The sequence below is a fragment of the Paludibacterium sp. genome (assembly GCF_019232825.1).
Lineage (GTDB): Bacteria > Pseudomonadota > Gammaproteobacteria > Burkholderiales > Chromobacteriaceae > Paludibacterium.
Map to the genome: position 1 here is coordinate 1 of NZ_JAFAND010000118.1, position 16,775 is coordinate 16,775.

The following is a 16,775-nucleotide window of genomic DNA, read 5'->3' on the forward strand; positions in this document are numbered from 1 at the left end:
TGCAAGGCGCGCGACGCAGGTCGCAGTTATTCTGCGATGCCAAGGAGCGCAACGCCGTCAGGCGGCCGTTTGTTGGCCAAACCCTTCGGGGCGACACCTGGCGGTCGGTCTGCTTTGTTGCGCGGCTTGTGGATGGAATGACCATCCACTGCGCCCCGCGCCGCGCATCCCATCCCGCCAGGGGCCGCCGCAGCGGCAAATAACTTGTTCAGAGGGTCCCTAACCCCCTTGCTCGCGCGCATAGCGCATCGGCGGCATGCCGACATGGCGGGCAAAGGCCACGCTGAACGCGCTGGCCGAACTGTAGCCGACCCGCTCGGCCACCTCGGCCACGGCCAGCGCGCCGCGCCCGAGCAGATCCTTGGCCAGCGCCATGCGCCAAGCAAGCAGATACGCCATCGGCGCCACGCCCACGGCGCGGCTGAAACGTTCGAAAAACACCGAGCGCGACAGCGCGGCTTGCCGCGCCAGCTGCGCCACCGTCCATGGCCGCGCCGGGCTTTCATGCATCGCCCGGATCGCGACAGCCAAACGGCTGTCCGCCAGCCCGCGCACGAGCCCTGGCGTCGCCTGCGTCTCCGCCGCGGCGCGCAGCGCCTCGATCATCAGCACTTCGAGCAAACGGGCCAATACCACGTCCCGCGCCGGCCGCGCGGCGCGCGATTCATCGCCGACAAGTGACACCAGCGTCGCCAGCCGTTGCTCGCCGCGAACATGGATGAGCCGCGGCAACAGCGACACCAGCAAGGCCGCGTCGGGCGAACCGAACACACAGTGTCCGACCAATAGCTGCACATCGGGCGCGCCGTCCTGCCGGCCGACACGGAATTCGCCATTGCCCAACGCGACCGGGGGCGCGTCGAGCCGATCCGACGGACCAGAGTCCAGACTGGACATGGTGAAGTCGTATACCGCCGGAATCAGCACGAAATCGCCCGCCTGCAGGACGATCGGCGCATGCCCATCCGCGGCCAAACGCGTCGCCCCCGACAAAATCACGCAATAGAACGGCCGCCCCGCCTCGGTGCGCCGCACGCGCCACGAACCGGCGCCGCTCACCACCTTGGAGAACGAGGCCCCCGGCTGCAGCAGCGTCACCACCTCGGCCAACGGATCGACCATCATCGGACTCTCACAGATAAAAATCGGACTATTTATTGTAGAAGGTCCGACCTCTGCGCGCTATCGTTCAAGCACGGCAAACCACACCAAGGAATCCTCATGAAGACCATTTTGATCACCGGTTGCTCGTCCGGCTTCGGCCTGGAGATTGCGCGCCACTTCCACGAACGCGATTGGCGAGTCATCGCCACCATGCGCTCGCCGCGCACCGACCTGCTGCCGCCCTCGGAACGTTTGCGCGTGTTGGCGCTCGACGTCACCGATCCGCAAAGCATCCGTCAGGCGGTGGCGGAGGCCGGCCCCATCGACGTGCTGGTCAACAACGCCGGCATCGGCGTATTGAACGCGCTTGAGGGCATCTCGATGGACACGGCGCGAGAGGTGTTCGAAACCAATACCCTCGGCACCATCGCCGTTACCCAGGCGCTGCTGCCGCAGTTTCGCCAACGCCAAAGCGGCGTGATCGTCAATGTCACCTCCAGCGTGACATTGCGCTCGTTGCCGCTGCTATCGGTGTATACGGCGAGCAAGGCGGCGGTGAACGCGTTCACCGAGTCGCTGGCGCTGGAGCTCGCGCCCTACCAGGTGCGCGTGCGGCTGGTGCTGCCGGGCCGCGCGCCCGAGACCCGCTTCGGCGAGAACGCCCGCGCGCGCATGACGGCCGGCATTCCCGAGCCGTACGCCGATCTGGCGCAGCACATCTTCGCCGAATGGCAGCAATCGACCTTGCTCACCCACCCGCAAGACGTGGCCGAAGCGGTATGGCGCGCGGCCACCGACCCGTCGACGCCGATGCGCATCGCCGCCGGCGCCGATGCCATCGAGTGGACGCAGGATTAATTCGCGCCGCTTTGCGCCTGGGACGAGACCACTTTCTCGTCCTGCGCGTACAAGGCGCACCCCTGCGCTCCATGCTGCGCGCAGAAGCCCAACGCCCGTTGCGCGCTATCCTCGCCGGTAGCGTAGCCGCAATGGCCGTCGTCAGACAACGCAAACGCCCGGTGCGTTTTGGGGTCGGCGCCGAGAAAATGGTTGGCATAGAGCTGCTTGCACGCGCGGGAAGACGTCGGCACGGCGTCGATGTCTTCCACATCCACGCCGTCGGGCTGCGGATTGCGCAGCGAATAGCGCTCGTCGAACGGCAAATTGAGCGCGGCGAGGAAATCCTTGACCGCCGGCGCCCACAACGCCATGCCGTCCGGATCGGAGAAGGTGTTATGCGAATCCTGCTTGAAAACGCCGACGTCGACGAAAGTCGCCCGCCCACCGGCTTGCCGATAGGCCGTTGACAACGCTTTGGGCATCTCCGGCCCCGGCCCCCAGTAAGTATCGTTGTCACCATAGATCATCAGCGCCGGCGCCCGGGATTGGGCGCCGTATTGCGCAAAGGCATCGATATCGCCTTGACGCCAGCCGGCGCACGAATCGTAGCGGATGCCGCCCGCCATATCGATCAGACCGAGCACGCCCGGCAGGTTGCGCTCGCCCAGCGCCATCGTCGCCAAGCCGCCGACCGATTGGCCGATCACCACGATCCGGCTGCCGTCGACGTAGGGCAGCGTCTTGGCGTAATTGATCGATAGCTCGATATCGTCGGCTTGCAGCTCGCCGGTGTGCGCCGCGTTACAGGCTTGCTCTTGAAAGTGTCCGCCCGAGGAGCCGAAGCCCTCGCGCGTCGGCACCAGCACGGCATAGCCGCGCTTGACGAACTCGCGCGCCTGAAAATAAAAGGCGCGGTCCTGCTGCATAAACGCCTTGCCGGGCGCCTTGCCGTGGTTGATCACAATCAGCGGAAACGGCCCCGGCCCCAGTGGCGCGAACAGCCGCACGCTAAGTTGAACCGTGAACAGGGTGTGGGACTTCTCGACCTGAAAGACTTCGTCGCGCATGGCTGCCGCCGCAACAGGCATTCCCTGCGCCAACAACACACCCATCAATACCGTGACCACCAAACGAAAACGCAGCGAGAACATGCGCAATCCTTCAACGAGATAATGCATTCAGGTAGCGCAGCAACGCCTCGACCAAGCCAGGGGCGATAGGCAGATTCGGGTCGCCATAGGCGGCGAAATTACTTTGCGGGTCATCTGCGACGATCTTGAGCACATGGTTCATGCCTTCGATCACCGCCCAATCCGCCGCAGGGTTGGCGGCCCGCAGCGCCATGGCCTGGTCGCACCCCACCTGCAGATCGGCGTCGCCTTGCAGCACCAGGCACGGCATCGCAAGCCGAGCGAACACCTCGGCGGGCACCCGTTTGAACCACGAGATCAGATAAGGCTGAACCGACGGACGGTAGAGCGCCATCAATCCGGGCGGCACGTCGTCCACCCGTTCGCCTCGCTCCAGCGCCTGCAAAATGGCCACATTGCGTCGCGCCAGCGCCGCCGGCAGCTTGCCCGCCAATTGCCAGCGCAACACGTTTGAAGCACGCTCGGCCAAACCGGCGATCGACACCAAGCCGTCGGCGGCGGCGCGCTCGGCGGCCAGCATGCCGATCAGCGACCCTTCGCTGTGCCCCGCCACGATCACTTGATCAAAACGACCCTCCCGCCGCAGCAACGCCAGCCAGTCGGCGGCGTCTTGCACGAAATCGTCAAAGGTCAGCGCCGCCTCGTCGACGCGCACGCTGCCGCCAACACCGCGCTTGTCGTAACGGACCGAGGCGATGCCGGCGATGGCCAATTCATTGGCCAGCATTTTCAGGCAGTCGTTATTGCCGGGCAGCAAAGGATTGTTGCCGTCGCGATCGGTCGGGCCGGAGCCGGCGATGATCAACACCACCTGCGCACAGAGTCCCGACGGCGGTGACATCAGCGTGCCGCGCAATAGGCCGGTGGCGGTGGCGAGTTCGATCGCCGACTCATATCCCTTAGCCGGCAAAGGGAGGATGGGTGGAAGAGGCATGCTTAGGATCTGTTTGCAAACCGATTGTAAACCATGGATTTTATGGCGCGTTGCTACGCAAACGCATCCTACGCCCCATTGTAGCGTGCTTTCGCCGCAGGCAATGTGCTCTCCTAGGAACCCGCCCCATCCGGTTGCCCCGCTGTTTTGAAGCGGCTGGACAAGTCCTCGCCCAAGCCCGGCATTTCCCCTGGCGAACGGCCTTTCCAGCGCTTAGGCACCCTGTCATGCCAGCCGGCGCCGGTGGCAAGAACGTACAGCCCGGCCACGTTGCGGTGATTCTGCAGCACGCCGAACGTATGGCCGACGATGATCAGCGGGACAGTCTCCTGCGCCATCATTAGCCAGAAAGTAACGATCCATCGCTCAGCGTTATTGATCTACATTCATGACGGCGGCTAATTTCTGGCGGTTCCCAGTCAATCAAACGTCATGAAACTCTCAACACGACTTGCCATCATCGTCGCGTCGGCCCTGCTCGGGTTGGTGCTTATCGCATGCTTCGCGCTAAACACCCTCGACCAGTCGATGGTCAACGAACGCAAGGCGGGCATCGACACCCTGCTGCGCCTCGCCACTCAGGACATTGCCCATTATCAAGCGCTGGAGCGTTCCGGCCGTCTCAACCGGGAGCAGGCACAGGCACAGGCGATCGAGGCGCTGCGTGCGTTGCGCGATGGCGAAGACTATCTGTTCGTGCGGCGCATGGACGGTTTTGTGCTGTTGCACGCCGACAAGCGCAAAGAGGGCCGAATCGACGACGCCGGCAAGATGGGCGACGGCCGAACCGGCATGCAAGGCTATCTCGACGCGCTCGCGCACAGTGACAGCGGTTTCGTCGAGCTGCAGGTCAAAAAGCCCGGCGAGGATAACTTCGTGCCCAAGATCAACGGGGTGCGCCACATCGCCGACTGGGACTGGATCGTCGGCTACGGCGCGTATATCGATGACATTTCGCGTCTGTTCTGGCATCAGGCGTTGCAATTCGTCGCCATTGGCGCCCTCATTCTGCTGATAGTCATCGCCCTGTCGATGTTGCAAGCCCGGCGCATTTACCGCCGCCTCGGCGGCGAGCCGGACGAGGCGGCGCTCGCCGCGGCGGCCATCGCCCGGGGCGAGCTCAATGTCACCTTGACGGCGGGCGGCGCGCCGGACAGCCTGCTGCATTCCATGGCCACCATGCAGCACGGTCTGCGCACCATGGTGGGCGACATCGGCCAAGATTCCGCCACCCTGCAACGCGCGGCGAACGACATCACGCGGCAGATGGCACATATCTCGGACTCGGCCAATCACACGGCCGAGGCGACCGCCTCGACCGCCGCAGCCATCGAACAGATGTCCGTCAGCATCCGACAAATCGCCGATCATGCGGAGGAAACCGAGCGCAACGCGGCAGAGGCCAGCCAACTCTCCGACGAAGGCATGCGGCTGGTCTTGGCGGTCGCGGCGGAAATGCGGCACACGGCCAGCGAGATTGGCGATGCCGGCACGCGTATTGGCGCGCTGGCATCGCGCACCGACGAGATCGGCGGCATTGCCAACGTCATCAAGGAAATCGCCGATCAGACCAATCTGCTGGCGCTCAACGCCGCTATCGAGGCGGCGCGGGCCGGCGAGCAAGGACGCGGGTTCGCCGTCGTCGCCGACGAAGTGCGCAAACTGGCCGAGCGCACGGCGGGCGCCACCGACCAGATCAATCAAATGATCCGCGTCATCCAAACCGATACGCACGAGGTCGTCAGCCGCATGCATGACATCGCGCCACAGGTCGACACGAGTGTCGACAAGGCGCAGCGCGCTGCCGAGAGCCTGCAGCGCATCAGCGAAGGCGCGGCGACGGCGCTCGCGCAAACACGTGAAGTCGCGCACTCCACCGCCGAGCAAAGCACGGCCAATGCGAGCCTGGCCAGCAACGTCGAGCAAATATCGCATCAGGTCGAGGAGGCTGCGCGGTCCGCCCAGGCCACGCACGATAGCGTGCGCGCGCTGGCGCAATTGTCGGCTAGCCTTGGCGTACTGGTGTCGAAATTCAAGATAGACTGAGGACGTGTATTGCCGGCAACGGATGCGCGCTACGATACGATGTAGGGTATGGCATCACAGGGAGAACCCGTTTGATCGATGAAGAAATCACCCTGCGCAAGCTAGAAGTCCTGGTGGCGTTTCTCGAACAGGGCAACTTGCCGCGCACGGCGGATGCGCTGCAATTGAGCACGGTCAGCGTGCACCGCGCGCTGCATTCGCTGGAAAATGCGATGCGCTGCCCGCTGTTTCGGCATGAGGGACGCACGCTCAAGCCGCTGCCCAGCGCCGAATTGCTGGCGCAACGCTCAACCATCCTGCTCTCCGATTTGGAGCGCGCGGTACACGACGCGCAGGCCTTGTCGGGACACGCCGCGCAACGTCTACGTGTCGGCACGCTGTTCTCGTTGTCGATCGACGTCATGCCGCGGCTGATCATGGGCATGAAAACACGCCGGCCCGAGGTCTCCGTCGAGCTGATCATGGGCTCGAACGCCGAATTGCTGTTTCGTCTCAACAATCTGCAGATCGACGCCGCCATGCTGTCCTTGGCGGAAGACCTTCATTATCCGGGCATGGAGGTGGTGCCGATGTTCCGTGACGACATCTATCTGGCCTCCCCGCCCGACTTCCGCCACCCGCGGCCCGGCCCGGCCGATCTGCGCGATTATCAGCACGAAAAATTCGTTTCCTTATCAGACGGCTTCGCCACCTGTCAGGGCTTCAAGGCGGCCTGCGAGGTCGCCGGCTTCACCCCCCAGGTGGCCTTACAGGTCAACGACATCTTCTCGCTCACCTCGCTGGTCAGCGGCGGCGTCGGGCATGCGCTGCTGCCGGGGCGGGTGAAGGACTTCTTCGCCGACAAAGTGTGCTTCACCCCGCTCAAGCCCGAGTATCAAATGCAGCAGAACCTCGGTCTGCTGTTCCTGCGCACCCGCGAGCGCGACCCCAACATTTTGGCGTTGGCCGCGGAAACCCGCATGGTCGGCCACAGCAGGCACAAAGCCGGCTGACCCCTCCGTTCCTCCTGTCGGAAAAGCTTCGGCGCATGGCCTTGGGCGATGCGCCGAAGCCATTTCATTGCGCTCACTTACCCTGATGCTAACAATCGACCCTGCCAGTTAATTGATAAGCATATCGCCACTCCCTAATGTACGAACGCGTTCCATCATCTCAGTGGAGTGAACATGCAAGTACATCAAGACCAGCCCAATCCATGGGCCAGGCGGCGTAGCGAGAAAGCACGCCGCAAGGCGCTGCTGGGCTCACTGGCGGACGGCTGCGTGCTGCCGACCGACAAGCTGCGCTCGGCGCTGGAAACCCTGATCGCCTCGGGCGATCGCGTCGCCTTGGAAGGCAACAACCAAAAGCAGGCCGATTTTCTATCGCGCACGCTGGCGCAAGTCGATCCGGGCAAGGTGAACAACCTGCACATGATCATGCCCAGCGTCGGCCGCTCCGAGCACCTCGATCTATTCGAGCGCGGCATCGCCCGCAAGCTGGATTTCTCCTTCGCCGGACCGCAGAGTCTGCGTATCGCGCAATTGTTGGAAGACGGCCGCCTCGAAATCGGCGCCATTCATACCTACATCGAACTCTACGCGCGCATGTTCGTCGACCTGACGCCCAACATCGCGCTGGTCGCCGGCTTCAAGGCCGATCGCGACGGCAATCTCTATACCGGACCGAGCACCGAAGACACGCCGGCCATCGTCGAGGCGACCGCCTTCCGCGACGGCATCGTCATCGCCCAGGTCAACGAAATCGTCGACGACCCGAAAGATCTGCCGCGCGTCGACATCCCCGGCTCCTGGGTCGATTACATCGTCCAAGCCGACCGGCCGTTCTTCATGGAACCGCTGTTCACGCGCGACCCGCGCCTGATCAAGCCGGTGCACGTGTTGATGGGCATGATGGCCATTCGCGGCATTTACGAACGCCACCAGGTGCAATCGCTCAATCATGGCATCGGCTTCAATACCGCGGCCATCGAACTGCTGCTGCCGACCTATGCCGCCTCGCTCGGCCTCAAGGGCAAGATCTGCAAGCACTGGGCGCTCAATCCGCATCCGACGCTGATTCCGGCCATCGAATCGGGCTGGGTGGAAAGCGTGCACAGCTTCGGCGGCGAAATGGGGATGGAAAACTACATCGCCGCGCGCCCGGACGTGTTCTTCAACGGCCCGGACGGTTCGATGCGCTCGAACCGCGCCTTCTGTCAGCTTGCGGGCCAATACGCCGTGGACATGTTCATCGGCTCGACACTGCAGATCGACGGTGACGGCCACTCGTCGACCGTGACCCGCGGACGGCTGGCCGGCTTCGGCGGCGCGCCGAACATGGGCCACGACCCGCGCGGCCGCCGCCATGCCACCCCCGCCTGGCTCGACATGCTGCAAACCGACAGCCCGCTCGAACGCGGCAAAAAACTGGTGGTGCAGATGGTCGAGACCTTCCAGGCCGGCGGCAAACCCACCTTCGTCGAAACGCTCGACGCCGTTCAAGTCGCCAAAGACAGCGGCATGCCGCTGGCGCCGGTCATGATCTATGGCGACGACGTCACCCACGTATTGAGCGAGGAAGGCATCGCCTATCTGTACAAGGCGCGCTCGCTGGACGAACGCCGCGCCATGTTGGCCGCGGTGGCGGGCGTGACGCCGATCGGCATGCGCCGCGACGAGGCATTGACCGAGTCCATGCGCAAACAGGGCTTGATCGCCACACCGGAAGACCTGGGCATCCGCCGCACCGACGCCACCCGTTCGCTGCTGGCCGCGCGCAGCGTTGCCGACTTGGTCGAGTGGTCCGATGGGCTCTACAACCCGCCGCCCCGCTTTAGGAGCTGGTAATGCATAGCGCACTGCGTTCGGCCGTTCGCACCGCCGTCGACCCGCTCGCCGACCGTCTCGCGGCGCATGCCGTGGCGGCGCTTGTCGACGAAGCCGAGCTGTCGCCGAAGCCGGGGCTCGTCGACAGCCGCGGATCGGGCGCGCACAGCGACCTGACGCTGGCGCTGATGCGACGCTCGGCGGCGACGCTCGGGCCGACCTTCCTGGCCATGGCGCTCGAGGCGCAATACCGCGCGCCCGGCATCGGGCTGCGCGAGGCGCTTGGCGCGATCGGCCGCGACGGCGAGGCCGCGATGATGCACGTCACCCAAGGGGTGAATACGCACCGCGGCGCCATCTGGGCGTTGGGCCTGTTGGTGGCCGCCGCCGCCATGCAGCCCGGCGACTGGCGGCCCGACGCCGTGGCGGCACGCGCCGCCGCGCTGGCGCGCCTGCCCGACCGGGGCATCCCGCCAGAACGGCGCAAGGGCGACGACGTCTGCAAGGCCTATGGCATTCGCGGCGCGCGCGGCGAAGCGCAAGACGGCTTCCCGCACGTGCTCACGCTCGGGTTGCCCACGCTGCTCGCCTCGCGCCGTCGCGGCTGCAACGAGACCGCCGCCCGCCTCAACGCGCTGCTGGCGATGATGACGCGCCTGGTCGATACCTGCGTGCTCTCGCGCGGCGGCCTGCCGGCGCTGGAATCAATGCGTCAGGGCGCCTGCCGTGTGCTGAACGCAGGCGGCGTCGACACCCTGCCGGGACGCCGCGCGCTCATGCAACTGGATCAAAAGATGCTCGAACTGCGAGCCTCCCCGGGCGGCGCGGCGGACTTGCTAGCCGCCACGCTCTTGCTCGACCGGCTCGTCAGCGACAGTTCGGATTAATTCTTCGGAAAGAAACCGCTATGGAAAAGATTCATCTCGAATACCCGGCGCAACAGCCGGCCGCGCGCGCCACGCACGTGGGCGTGGTCGGCTCGGGCGATCTGGAAGTGCTGGCCGAACCGGGCGAGTCCGGCAAGACCGTGATCGACATCCGCACCTCGGTGGACGGCAGCGGCCCGGTATGGACCGCGCAGCTGGCTCGCCTATTCGCCGCAGGCCGTCTGCCGGCCGTCAAGCTGGAAATCAACGACTTCGGCGCCACGCCGGGGGTCGTGCAAATGCGCATCGCGCAAGCGCTGGAGGAGATCGGTCATGCATGACAACAGACAAGACGCCATTTTGGCGCGGCAAAGCTTCATCGAACTCTCCGCCCGCGCCCGCGCCCGCGCCCTGCTCGACGCCGGCAGCTTCCGCGAACTGATCGGTCCGTTCGCGCGCATGACTTCGCCGTGGCTGACTGCGCAAGGCATCGTGCCGCAAGCCGACGACGGCGTGGTGATCGCCAAGGGCACGCTCGACGGCAAGGCGACGGTTGTCGCCGCCATCGAGGGATCGTTCCAGGGCGGGAGCCTCGGCGAAGTCGCCGGCGCCAAGATCGCCGGCGCGTTGGAGCTGGCGGCCGAGGACTGCCGCCAGGGCCGCCTCACCCAAGCCGTCATTCTGTTCGAAACCGGCGGCGTCCGGCTGCAGGAAGCCAACCTCGGCCTCGCGGCCATCGCCGAAATCCACTCGGCCATCGTCGATCTGCGCCAATACGCACCGGTGGTCGGCATCGTCGCCGGCACGGTCGGCTGCTTTGGCGGCATGTCGATCGCCGCCGGACTGTGCAGCTATCTGATGGTGACGCGCGAAGCGCGCCTGGGTCTGAACGGGCCACAGGTGATCGAACAGGAAGCCGGCGTCGAGGAGTACGACTCGCGCGACCGCCCGCTCATCTGGGGCTTTACCGGCGGCGAGCAACGCTATGAGACCGGCTTTGCCGACGCATTCATCGCCGACGACGTGGCCGACGTCCAGACACAGCTCGGCGCGCTGTTTGCCCGCGGCGTGCCCGCGCGCCACCGCAGCGACCGCCACGGCGACTTCCTCGCGCGGCTGGCCCGCGTCGACATCAGCCGCCAAGCCGATAGCGCCATGGTGCGCGCCCTGTTCACGAAAGGAGAACAAGCATGAGTACGTCCTCTCAACCGACACGCGGCGCATTGTGGATCGCCGCCCTCACCGGCGGCGCGCAGCCGGCCGGCGGCTACCCGGCATCGGTCACGGTCATCGACGCGGCGCTCGCGGGCGAATCCGCCCGCTTTATCGCCGTGGTGCGCGATGAGAACCACCGTTTTCCGCGCGTGCACAACGGCGAAGTTGGCTTGGTCGAAGGCTGGACGATCGCCCGCGCGGTCGATGAAGTCGTCGAGGCCGACCGCAACGCCGCGCAAAAGCGCCCGATCGTCGCCGTCATCGACGTGCCGAGCCAAGCCTACGGCCGGCGTGAGGAGGCTTTCGGCATTCACCAGGCACTGGCCGGCGCCGCCGGCGCTTATGCCAAGGCCCGCCTGGCCGGGCACCCTGTCATCGGGCTGATCGTCGGCAAGGCGATGTCCGGCGGCTTTCTCGCCCACGGTTATCAGGCCAACCGCCTGATCGCGCTCGACGACGGCAGCGTCATGGTGCACGCCATGGGCAAGGCCTCGGCCGCCCGCATCACGCTGCGCACGGTCGAGGAGCTGGAAAAGTTCGCCGCCACGGTGCCGCCGATGGCTTACGACATCGGCAACTACGCCACGCTCGGTCTGTTGTGGACGTTGCAGCAAGTCGCGTCGCCCGACGCGCCCGGCGCGGCCGACACCGCACAGGTGACCAAGACGCTGGAGCAAGCGCTGGCCGACATCCGCAAGGGGCCTCGCGACTTGTCCGGCCGGCTCAACAACGGCAACCGCCGGGCCTCGCTCGAAGTGCGCAACCGACTGCGCGCCGAGTGGGATGTTGCCGGCGGCTAAACCGATTCGAATACACTGACTAAAACGGAGACAACAATGACACTCGTCATCATCAACGCCCTGGCGCCGGTGTTCTTCATCATGCTGCTTGGGTACATGGCTGGCAAAATCAAGCTCGTAGACAATCGCAACGTCTCGCTGCTGAACATTTTCGTGATGGACTTCGCTCTGCCCGCAGCCCTATTCACCGCCACGGTCAAGACGCCGTGGGCCGGCATCGTCAAGGAAAGCCCGCTGATCATCATCTTGACGTTGTCGATGTGGATCGCCTACGCCGTGTTCTACTTCGTCAATACCCGCGTCTTCAAGAAATCGGCGCAAGACTCGGCCGTGCTCACGTTGACCGTGGCGCTGCCGAATTACGCCGCGCTGGGGCTGCCGATCCTCAACAGCATTTTCGGCGAGGGCCCCGCGACCTCGTTGAACGTGGCGGTAGCCATCGCCTGCGGTTCGGTCTTGATGACCCCGTTCTGCCTGATGACCCTCGAAGCCGGCAAGGCCGCGGCCGAAGGCGGCGAACGCCAATCGATGCTGGCGATGTTGCCGGTGTTGATGGGCCGCTCGCTGAAAAAGCCGATCGTCGCCGGTCCGCTGTTGGGCGTCATTCTGTCCGCGTTGGGCGTCACCATGCCGGCCATCGTACTGGGCGCCATCAAGCCGCTCGGTCTGTCCGCCACGGCCGCCGCGCTGTTCCTGACCGGCGTCATCCTGTCGGCGCGCCAGCTGAAGATCAACATGCCGGTATTGCTCGGCCTCGTCACCAAGAACCTGATTCAGCCGTTCATCGCCTGGGGCATCATTCTCGCCTTTGGTATTCATGGCGACGTGGCGCGAGCCGGCGTGGTGCTGATCGCGCTGTCGGCGGGCTTCTTCGGCGTAGTGTTCGGCAACCGCTTCGGTGTGCAGTCGCCCGATGCCGAGGGCACGCTGCTGTTGAGTTCGGTGCTATGTATCCTGAGCGTGCCGCTATTCATCATGCTGACCGCCGGCATGGCCTAATCCGAGCAAGACGAAACCTGCCGCCAACGGATGGATATCGACATGCGAAAGGATCGTCCCCACGCCCATGATCTGGTCTGGTGCGACAGCCCGGCCGCGCTCGATGCGGGCGCGGCCGGGCTGCCGGACTGGGCGAGAGAGTGCTGGCACGCCGGGTTGCCGCTGGTCGTCCGGCGCGCGCCGCTCGTCGGCGGGTTATTGCCGGTCGGACTGCGCGGACCGCAACGCAGCCAGCGCCATCCTGCCCATGTCCGGCTCGACCGCGTCATCCGCCGGGTCACGCCGCAGGACGTGGCGCGCGCCCGCGGCTGGCGCGGCCACCCCCGGCTAGACAGCGTGCCGCCGCTGCAAGCGCTGATCGCCATCGCCCCGTGGCTGGATGACTGGGGCGTGGACTGGGGTATTACCGGCGCCACCGGTTTCGAGCTCGCCAGCGGCCATCTCGCCTTGCGCCGCGACAGCGACCTCGACCTGACCCTGCGCTGCCCTCAGCCGCTCGATCGCGCCGAGGCACAGCAACAGTTCGCCTTGCTGCAAAGCGCGCCCTGCCGTATCGACATCCAGCTGGAAACCCCTCATGGCGCGGTCGCGCTGGCCGAGTGGCTGCGCGGCGGCCGCTGCCTGCTGAAGACCGACCTCGGCCCCTTGCTGGTGGGCGATCCCTGGCAGGCGGCCGCGGATCAGGAGATAGCCTCATGACCATTCTGTTCACCTTTCCCGGCCAGGGGGCGCAGGTGCCCGGCATGCTGCACCGGCTGCCGGACCACCCGGCCGTGGCGCACACGCTCAGCCAAGCCAGCGAGGCGCTGGGCGAGGACATTTTGGCGCTCGACAGCGCCGCCGCGCTCGCCTCGACGCGCGCCGTGCAGCTCTGTCTGCTGGTGGCCGGCGTGGCGGCCGGACGGCTGCTGGATACCCTAGGAAGCCGCCCAGACTTGGTGGCCGGGCTGTCGATCGGCGCCTATCCGGCGGCCGTCGTGGCCGGCGCGTTGGACTTTGCCGACGCGGTCCGTCTGGTGGCGCTGCGCGGCACATTGATGCAGCAGGCCTATCCGCAGGGGTATGGCATGACCGCCATTCTCGGTCTGCGCGAGGCGGCGTTGGCGCCGTTGCTCGCCGGCTTGCGCGCCGAGGGCGCGGCCGTTTTTCTCGCCAACATCAACGCCGAAACCCAACTGGTCATCGCCGGCAGCGAGGCCGATATGCAGCGCGCGGCGACGGCCGCCCTGGCCGCGGGCGCGCACAAGGCGCGCCGGCTGGCGGTCAGCGTGCCATCGCATTGCGCGTTGCTGACGGATTCGGCCCGCGATCTGGCACGGGCTTTCGCCGAGGTCCCGCTGCAAACGCCGCGCGTGGCTTATCTGAGCGCCAGTTCCGCGCGCGCCCTCTGGCAACCCGAGGCCTTGCGCGACGATCTGGTCAACAATATGGCGCGCCAGGTGCGATGGCGCGACACCGCGATCAGCGCCTGGGAACGCGGCGCGCGGCTGGCGGTGGAAATGCCGCCCGGCAGCGTGTTGACGCGGCTGGTCAAAACGGCATTCTGCGCAGGACTCTCGGTCGCCTTCGACGAAACCCGCGTCGACTCGATCCATCAATTCTGTCAGCGGGAAATCGCGCTGAACGGCGTCTACATCCCAGGACGCGGCACCGATTGGGGAACGGACTGAGGAAGCGCCTCCTTCAACAGTTCGATATCGCGCTTGGGCGGCGCGCCGAACAGGCGCGCATATTCGCGGCTGAATTGTGACGGGCTCTCGTAACCGACGCGGTAGGCCGCGGTCTCGGCGTTGACGGCTCCCGACACCATGAGGTTGCGCGCTTCCAAAAGGCGCAGCTGCTTTTGATACTGCAACGGCGTCATCGCGGTCAATGCCTTGAATTGGCGGTGAAACGCGGAAGGACTCATCTGCGCCACGCTGGCGAGGTGCTCGATGCTGACCGGCTCGGCAAACTGCCCGCGCAGCGTATGGATGGCATCGAGGACGCGCTTCATGGGGTTGTTGGCCAGCGCGAGTTGGGCCACGTCGCCGCCATGCGGCCCGGTCAGCAGCCAGTAGCTGATTTCGCGCTGAATCAATGGCGCAACCATCGCAATGGCATGCGGCGTCGCCAACAGCCGCACCATGCGCAGCACGCAATCGGCCAACGGACCGCCGAAATCGCTCACGAAGACGCCCTGACCAATGTCGCCGCCACCGGGCGGGGGCGTTTCCAGCGACGTCATCACCTCGCGCAACAGCGCCAAGTCGAATTCGACCACCACGCCCAGATAGGGCTCGGTGGGGCTGGCTTTGACCACCCGGCTTAACGCCGGCATCTCCACGCTCACCACCAGCGCTTGCCCCGGGCCATATTCCAAACGCCGGCCGCCGAAGGTGCTCCACTTGGCGCCCTGCACCACCACACACAACGCCGGCTTGTAGATCAGATGCACCGGATGGCGCTCCTGATCGGCGCGCAACAGGGTTAGACCGGGCATGGCCGTGCGAAAGGGGCTCGCGCCCGGCTGGGTGTCGGTATAGCGTTTGACGAGCTCGATCAGCGTATCCGCCATGGCAGGGGTTCTTCCGGTTTGTTTAGGGTTGCACCGCATAGTACGTCCTCGCGCCGACCGCTGGGCGTGCCATGACAGGATTAGGCAAGAACGGAGCAGATTTCGACATTCAATCACCTCCGTGCCGACACTAGACTGGCGGCATCCATCCCAACCAGGAGCCACGCATGTCTTCTCCCCGTAGAATCGCCCTCGTCACCGGCGGCAGCCGCGGCCTGGGCCGCAATACCGTGCTGAATCTGGCTCAGCGCGGCGTCGACGCGGTCTTTACCTTTCATCGCCATCAACCCGAGGCGGACAGCGTGGTCGCTCAGGTCGCCGAACTCGGCCGGCAAGCCGTGGCGCTTCCGCTCGACACCGGCAACGTCGCCGTCTTCGACGCCTTCGTGGCCGCGCTGCAAGCGGCGTTGGCGCAGCTTGGCGCCGAGCGCATCGACTATCTGGTCAACAACGCCGGCATCTCGCATCATGCGCCCTTCGCCCAAACGACCGAAGCCGAATTGGACGCCCTCTATAACGTGCATTTCAAAGGGGTGTTTTTCTTGACGCAGAAACTGCTGCCACTGATCAACGACGGCGGCCGCATCGTCAACATCTCCAGCGGGCTGACGCGCTTGGCCATTCCCGAAAGCGCGCCCTATGCGTCGATGAAGGGCGCGGTCGAGGTGCTGACGCGCTATCTGGCCAAAGAGCTGGGTCCGCGCGGCATCGCCGTCAACACCGTGGCGCCGGGCGCCATCGCCACCGATTTCAGCGGCGGCATGGTGCGCGACAACCCTGAAATCAACCGCCGTGTAGCCGAAATGACCGCGTTGGGCCGCGCCGGCGTACCGGACGATATCGGCCCGATGATCGCCGCGCTCCTATCGGAAGATAACCGCTGGATCAACGGTCAGCGCATCGAGGTGTCGGGCGGCATGGTGCTCTAGGAACCCTCTGAACAAGTTATTTACCGCTGCGGCGGCCCCGAAGGGCTGGCCGGTTTCCCAGGCGCGGGGCCGGCCGGGGACGCCTAGCATGGGCGCATCCGGGGCGAGGTTTAGGGTCTGTCTGCACCCCCTAGTCCGCCCCTGTTTGCCATCCCTTCGCAGGAGACTGTCTTGTTCATGATCACCTTGCTCTATCCCTACAAGGAGCATGCCCGCTTCGACTTCGCCTACTACCTCGGCACGCATGTGCCGTTCGTTAAGCGCTGCGTCGGTCCAACGCTGAAGGGGATCGTTATCGAAAAGGGTCTGGTCGGCATCATGCCGGACATTCCGCCCCCTTTCCTCGTCATTGCCCATCTGTATTTTGAATCGATCAAATCGTTCGAGAACACCTTCGGCGCTCACGCCAAGGAGATTTTCGCCGACATTCCCAACTTCACCGATTTACAGCCGTTGGCGATGATCAGCGAAGTGATCGCCGAGTGAGCAAGGAAAAGCCGGCCGCGCGGGCCGGCTTTGCTTGATCC

At 65.4% G+C, this 16,775-nt stretch carries 18 protein-coding genes; 13 read left to right on the forward strand and 5 right to left on the reverse strand.

Annotated features, from left to right (window positions below):
• Window positions 1-219: 219 nt before the first annotated feature.
• The gene (locus tag JOZ06_RS15275) at window positions 220-1,125 is read right to left on the reverse strand and encodes an AraC family transcriptional regulator (RefSeq protein WP_293233924.1); all 906 of its coding nucleotides are present in this window, start codon (window positions 1,123-1,125) and stop codon (window positions 220-222) included.
• 96 nt (window positions 1,126-1,221) lie between these two features.
• Between JOZ06_RS15275 and JOZ06_RS15280 the strand changes: the two genes are divergently transcribed.
• Window positions 1,222-1,962: an SDR family oxidoreductase gene (locus tag JOZ06_RS15280; RefSeq protein WP_293233926.1), complete on the forward strand. Its 741-nt coding sequence runs from the start codon at window positions 1,222-1,224 to the stop codon at window positions 1,960-1,962.
• Here the strand turns inward: JOZ06_RS15280 and JOZ06_RS15285 are convergent.
• The 3 genes from JOZ06_RS15285 to JOZ06_RS15295 all read right to left on the reverse strand — a co-directional run bounded on the left by JOZ06_RS15285 (window position 1,959) and on the right by JOZ06_RS15295 (window position 4,367).
• Window positions 1,959-3,095 (reverse strand): prolyl oligopeptidase family serine peptidase, encoded by a 1,137-nt coding sequence (locus JOZ06_RS15285; RefSeq protein WP_293233928.1) that lies wholly within the window; start codon window positions 3,093-3,095, stop codon window positions 1,959-1,961. The two genes, JOZ06_RS15280 and JOZ06_RS15285, sit on opposite strands and share 4 nt — an antisense overlap.
• Before the next feature lie 10 nt (window positions 3,096-3,105).
• The gene (locus JOZ06_RS15290) at window positions 3,106-4,029 is read right to left on the reverse strand and encodes an alpha/beta fold hydrolase (protein WP_293233930.1); all 924 of its coding nucleotides are present in this window, start codon (window positions 4,027-4,029) and stop codon (window positions 3,106-3,108) included.
• Window positions 4,030-4,142: 113 nt separating this feature from the next.
• A complete protein-coding gene (locus JOZ06_RS15295; protein WP_293233932.1) occupies window positions 4,143-4,367 on the reverse strand; it encodes a hypothetical protein in 225 nt (74 codons plus the stop codon).
• 94 nt (window positions 4,368-4,461) lie between these two features.
• Between JOZ06_RS15295 and JOZ06_RS15300 the strand changes: the two genes are divergently transcribed.
• The 10 genes from JOZ06_RS15300 to mdcH all read left to right on the forward strand — a co-directional run bounded on the left by JOZ06_RS15300 (window position 4,462) and on the right by mdcH (window position 14,432).
• Complete coding sequence (locus tag JOZ06_RS15300) at window positions 4,462-6,075, forward strand: methyl-accepting chemotaxis protein (protein WP_293233934.1); 1,614 nt, start codon at window positions 4,462-4,464, stop codon at window positions 6,073-6,075.
• A 71-nt stretch (window positions 6,076-6,146) separates the two neighbouring features.
• Window positions 6,147-7,067 carry a LysR substrate-binding domain-containing protein gene (locus tag JOZ06_RS15305; RefSeq protein WP_293233936.1) on the forward strand — a complete coding sequence of 307 codons (921 nt, stop codon included), beginning with the start codon at window positions 6,147-6,149 and terminating at the stop codon, window positions 7,065-7,067.
• 174 nt (window positions 7,068-7,241) lie between these two features.
• Window positions 7,242-8,903 carry a malonate decarboxylase subunit alpha gene (gene mdcA / locus JOZ06_RS15310; RefSeq protein ID WP_293233938.1) on the forward strand — a complete coding sequence of 554 codons (1,662 nt, stop codon included), beginning with the start codon at window positions 7,242-7,244 and terminating at the stop codon, window positions 8,901-8,903.
• Window positions 8,903-9,769, forward strand: a complete 867-nt coding sequence (locus JOZ06_RS15315; protein ID WP_293233940.1) for a triphosphoribosyl-dephospho-CoA synthase — start codon at window positions 8,903-8,905, stop codon at window positions 9,767-9,769. Before mdcA ends, JOZ06_RS15315 begins: the two co-directional genes overlap by 1 nt.
• A 20-nt stretch (window positions 9,770-9,789) precedes the next feature.
• Complete coding sequence (locus JOZ06_RS15320; RefSeq protein ID WP_293233942.1) at window positions 9,790-10,089, forward strand: malonate decarboxylase subunit delta; 300 nt, start codon at window positions 9,790-9,792, stop codon at window positions 10,087-10,089.
• Window positions 10,082-10,942 carry a biotin-independent malonate decarboxylase subunit beta gene (locus JOZ06_RS15325; protein ID WP_293233944.1) on the forward strand — a complete coding sequence of 287 codons (861 nt, stop codon included), beginning with the start codon at window positions 10,082-10,084 and terminating at the stop codon, window positions 10,940-10,942. The genes JOZ06_RS15320 and JOZ06_RS15325 overlap by 8 nt, the downstream gene beginning before the upstream one ends.
• A complete protein-coding gene (gene mdcE, locus JOZ06_RS15330; protein ID WP_293233946.1) occupies window positions 10,939-11,763 on the forward strand; it encodes a biotin-independent malonate decarboxylase subunit gamma in 825 nt (274 codons plus the stop codon). The genes JOZ06_RS15325 and mdcE overlap by 4 nt, the downstream gene beginning before the upstream one ends.
• A 36-nt stretch (window positions 11,764-11,799) precedes the next feature.
• Window positions 11,800-12,762 carry an AEC family transporter gene (locus tag JOZ06_RS15335; RefSeq protein ID WP_293233948.1) on the forward strand — a complete coding sequence of 321 codons (963 nt, stop codon included), beginning with the start codon at window positions 11,800-11,802 and terminating at the stop codon, window positions 12,760-12,762.
• 42 nt (window positions 12,763-12,804) lie between these two features.
• Entirely contained in the window at window positions 12,805-13,461 is a 657-nt protein-coding gene (locus JOZ06_RS15340) for a malonate decarboxylase holo-ACP synthase (protein WP_293233950.1), read from the forward strand.
• A complete protein-coding gene (gene mdcH / locus JOZ06_RS15345; protein WP_293233952.1) occupies window positions 13,458-14,432 on the forward strand; it encodes a malonate decarboxylase subunit epsilon in 975 nt (324 codons plus the stop codon). Before JOZ06_RS15340 ends, mdcH begins: the two co-directional genes overlap by 4 nt.
• On the opposite strand, the gene JOZ06_RS15350 is transcribed toward mdcH, so the two are convergent.
• A complete protein-coding gene (locus JOZ06_RS15350) occupies window positions 14,393-15,319 on the reverse strand; it encodes an AraC family transcriptional regulator (RefSeq protein ID WP_293233954.1) in 927 nt (308 codons plus the stop codon). The genes mdcH and JOZ06_RS15350 overlap by 40 nt on opposite strands.
• A 167-nt stretch (window positions 15,320-15,486) precedes the next feature.
• Between JOZ06_RS15350 and JOZ06_RS15355 the strand changes: the two genes are divergently transcribed.
• Both JOZ06_RS15355 and JOZ06_RS15360 read left to right on the forward strand, forming a co-directional pair.
• Window positions 15,487-16,248: an SDR family oxidoreductase gene (locus JOZ06_RS15355; protein WP_293233956.1), complete on the forward strand. Its 762-nt coding sequence runs from the start codon at window positions 15,487-15,489 to the stop codon at window positions 16,246-16,248.
• Between the two features lie 177 nt (window positions 16,249-16,425).
• Window positions 16,426-16,734: an EthD family reductase gene (locus JOZ06_RS15360; RefSeq protein WP_293234062.1), complete on the forward strand. Its 309-nt coding sequence runs from the start codon at window positions 16,426-16,428 to the stop codon at window positions 16,732-16,734.
• Window positions 16,735-16,775 lie beyond the last annotated feature (41 nt).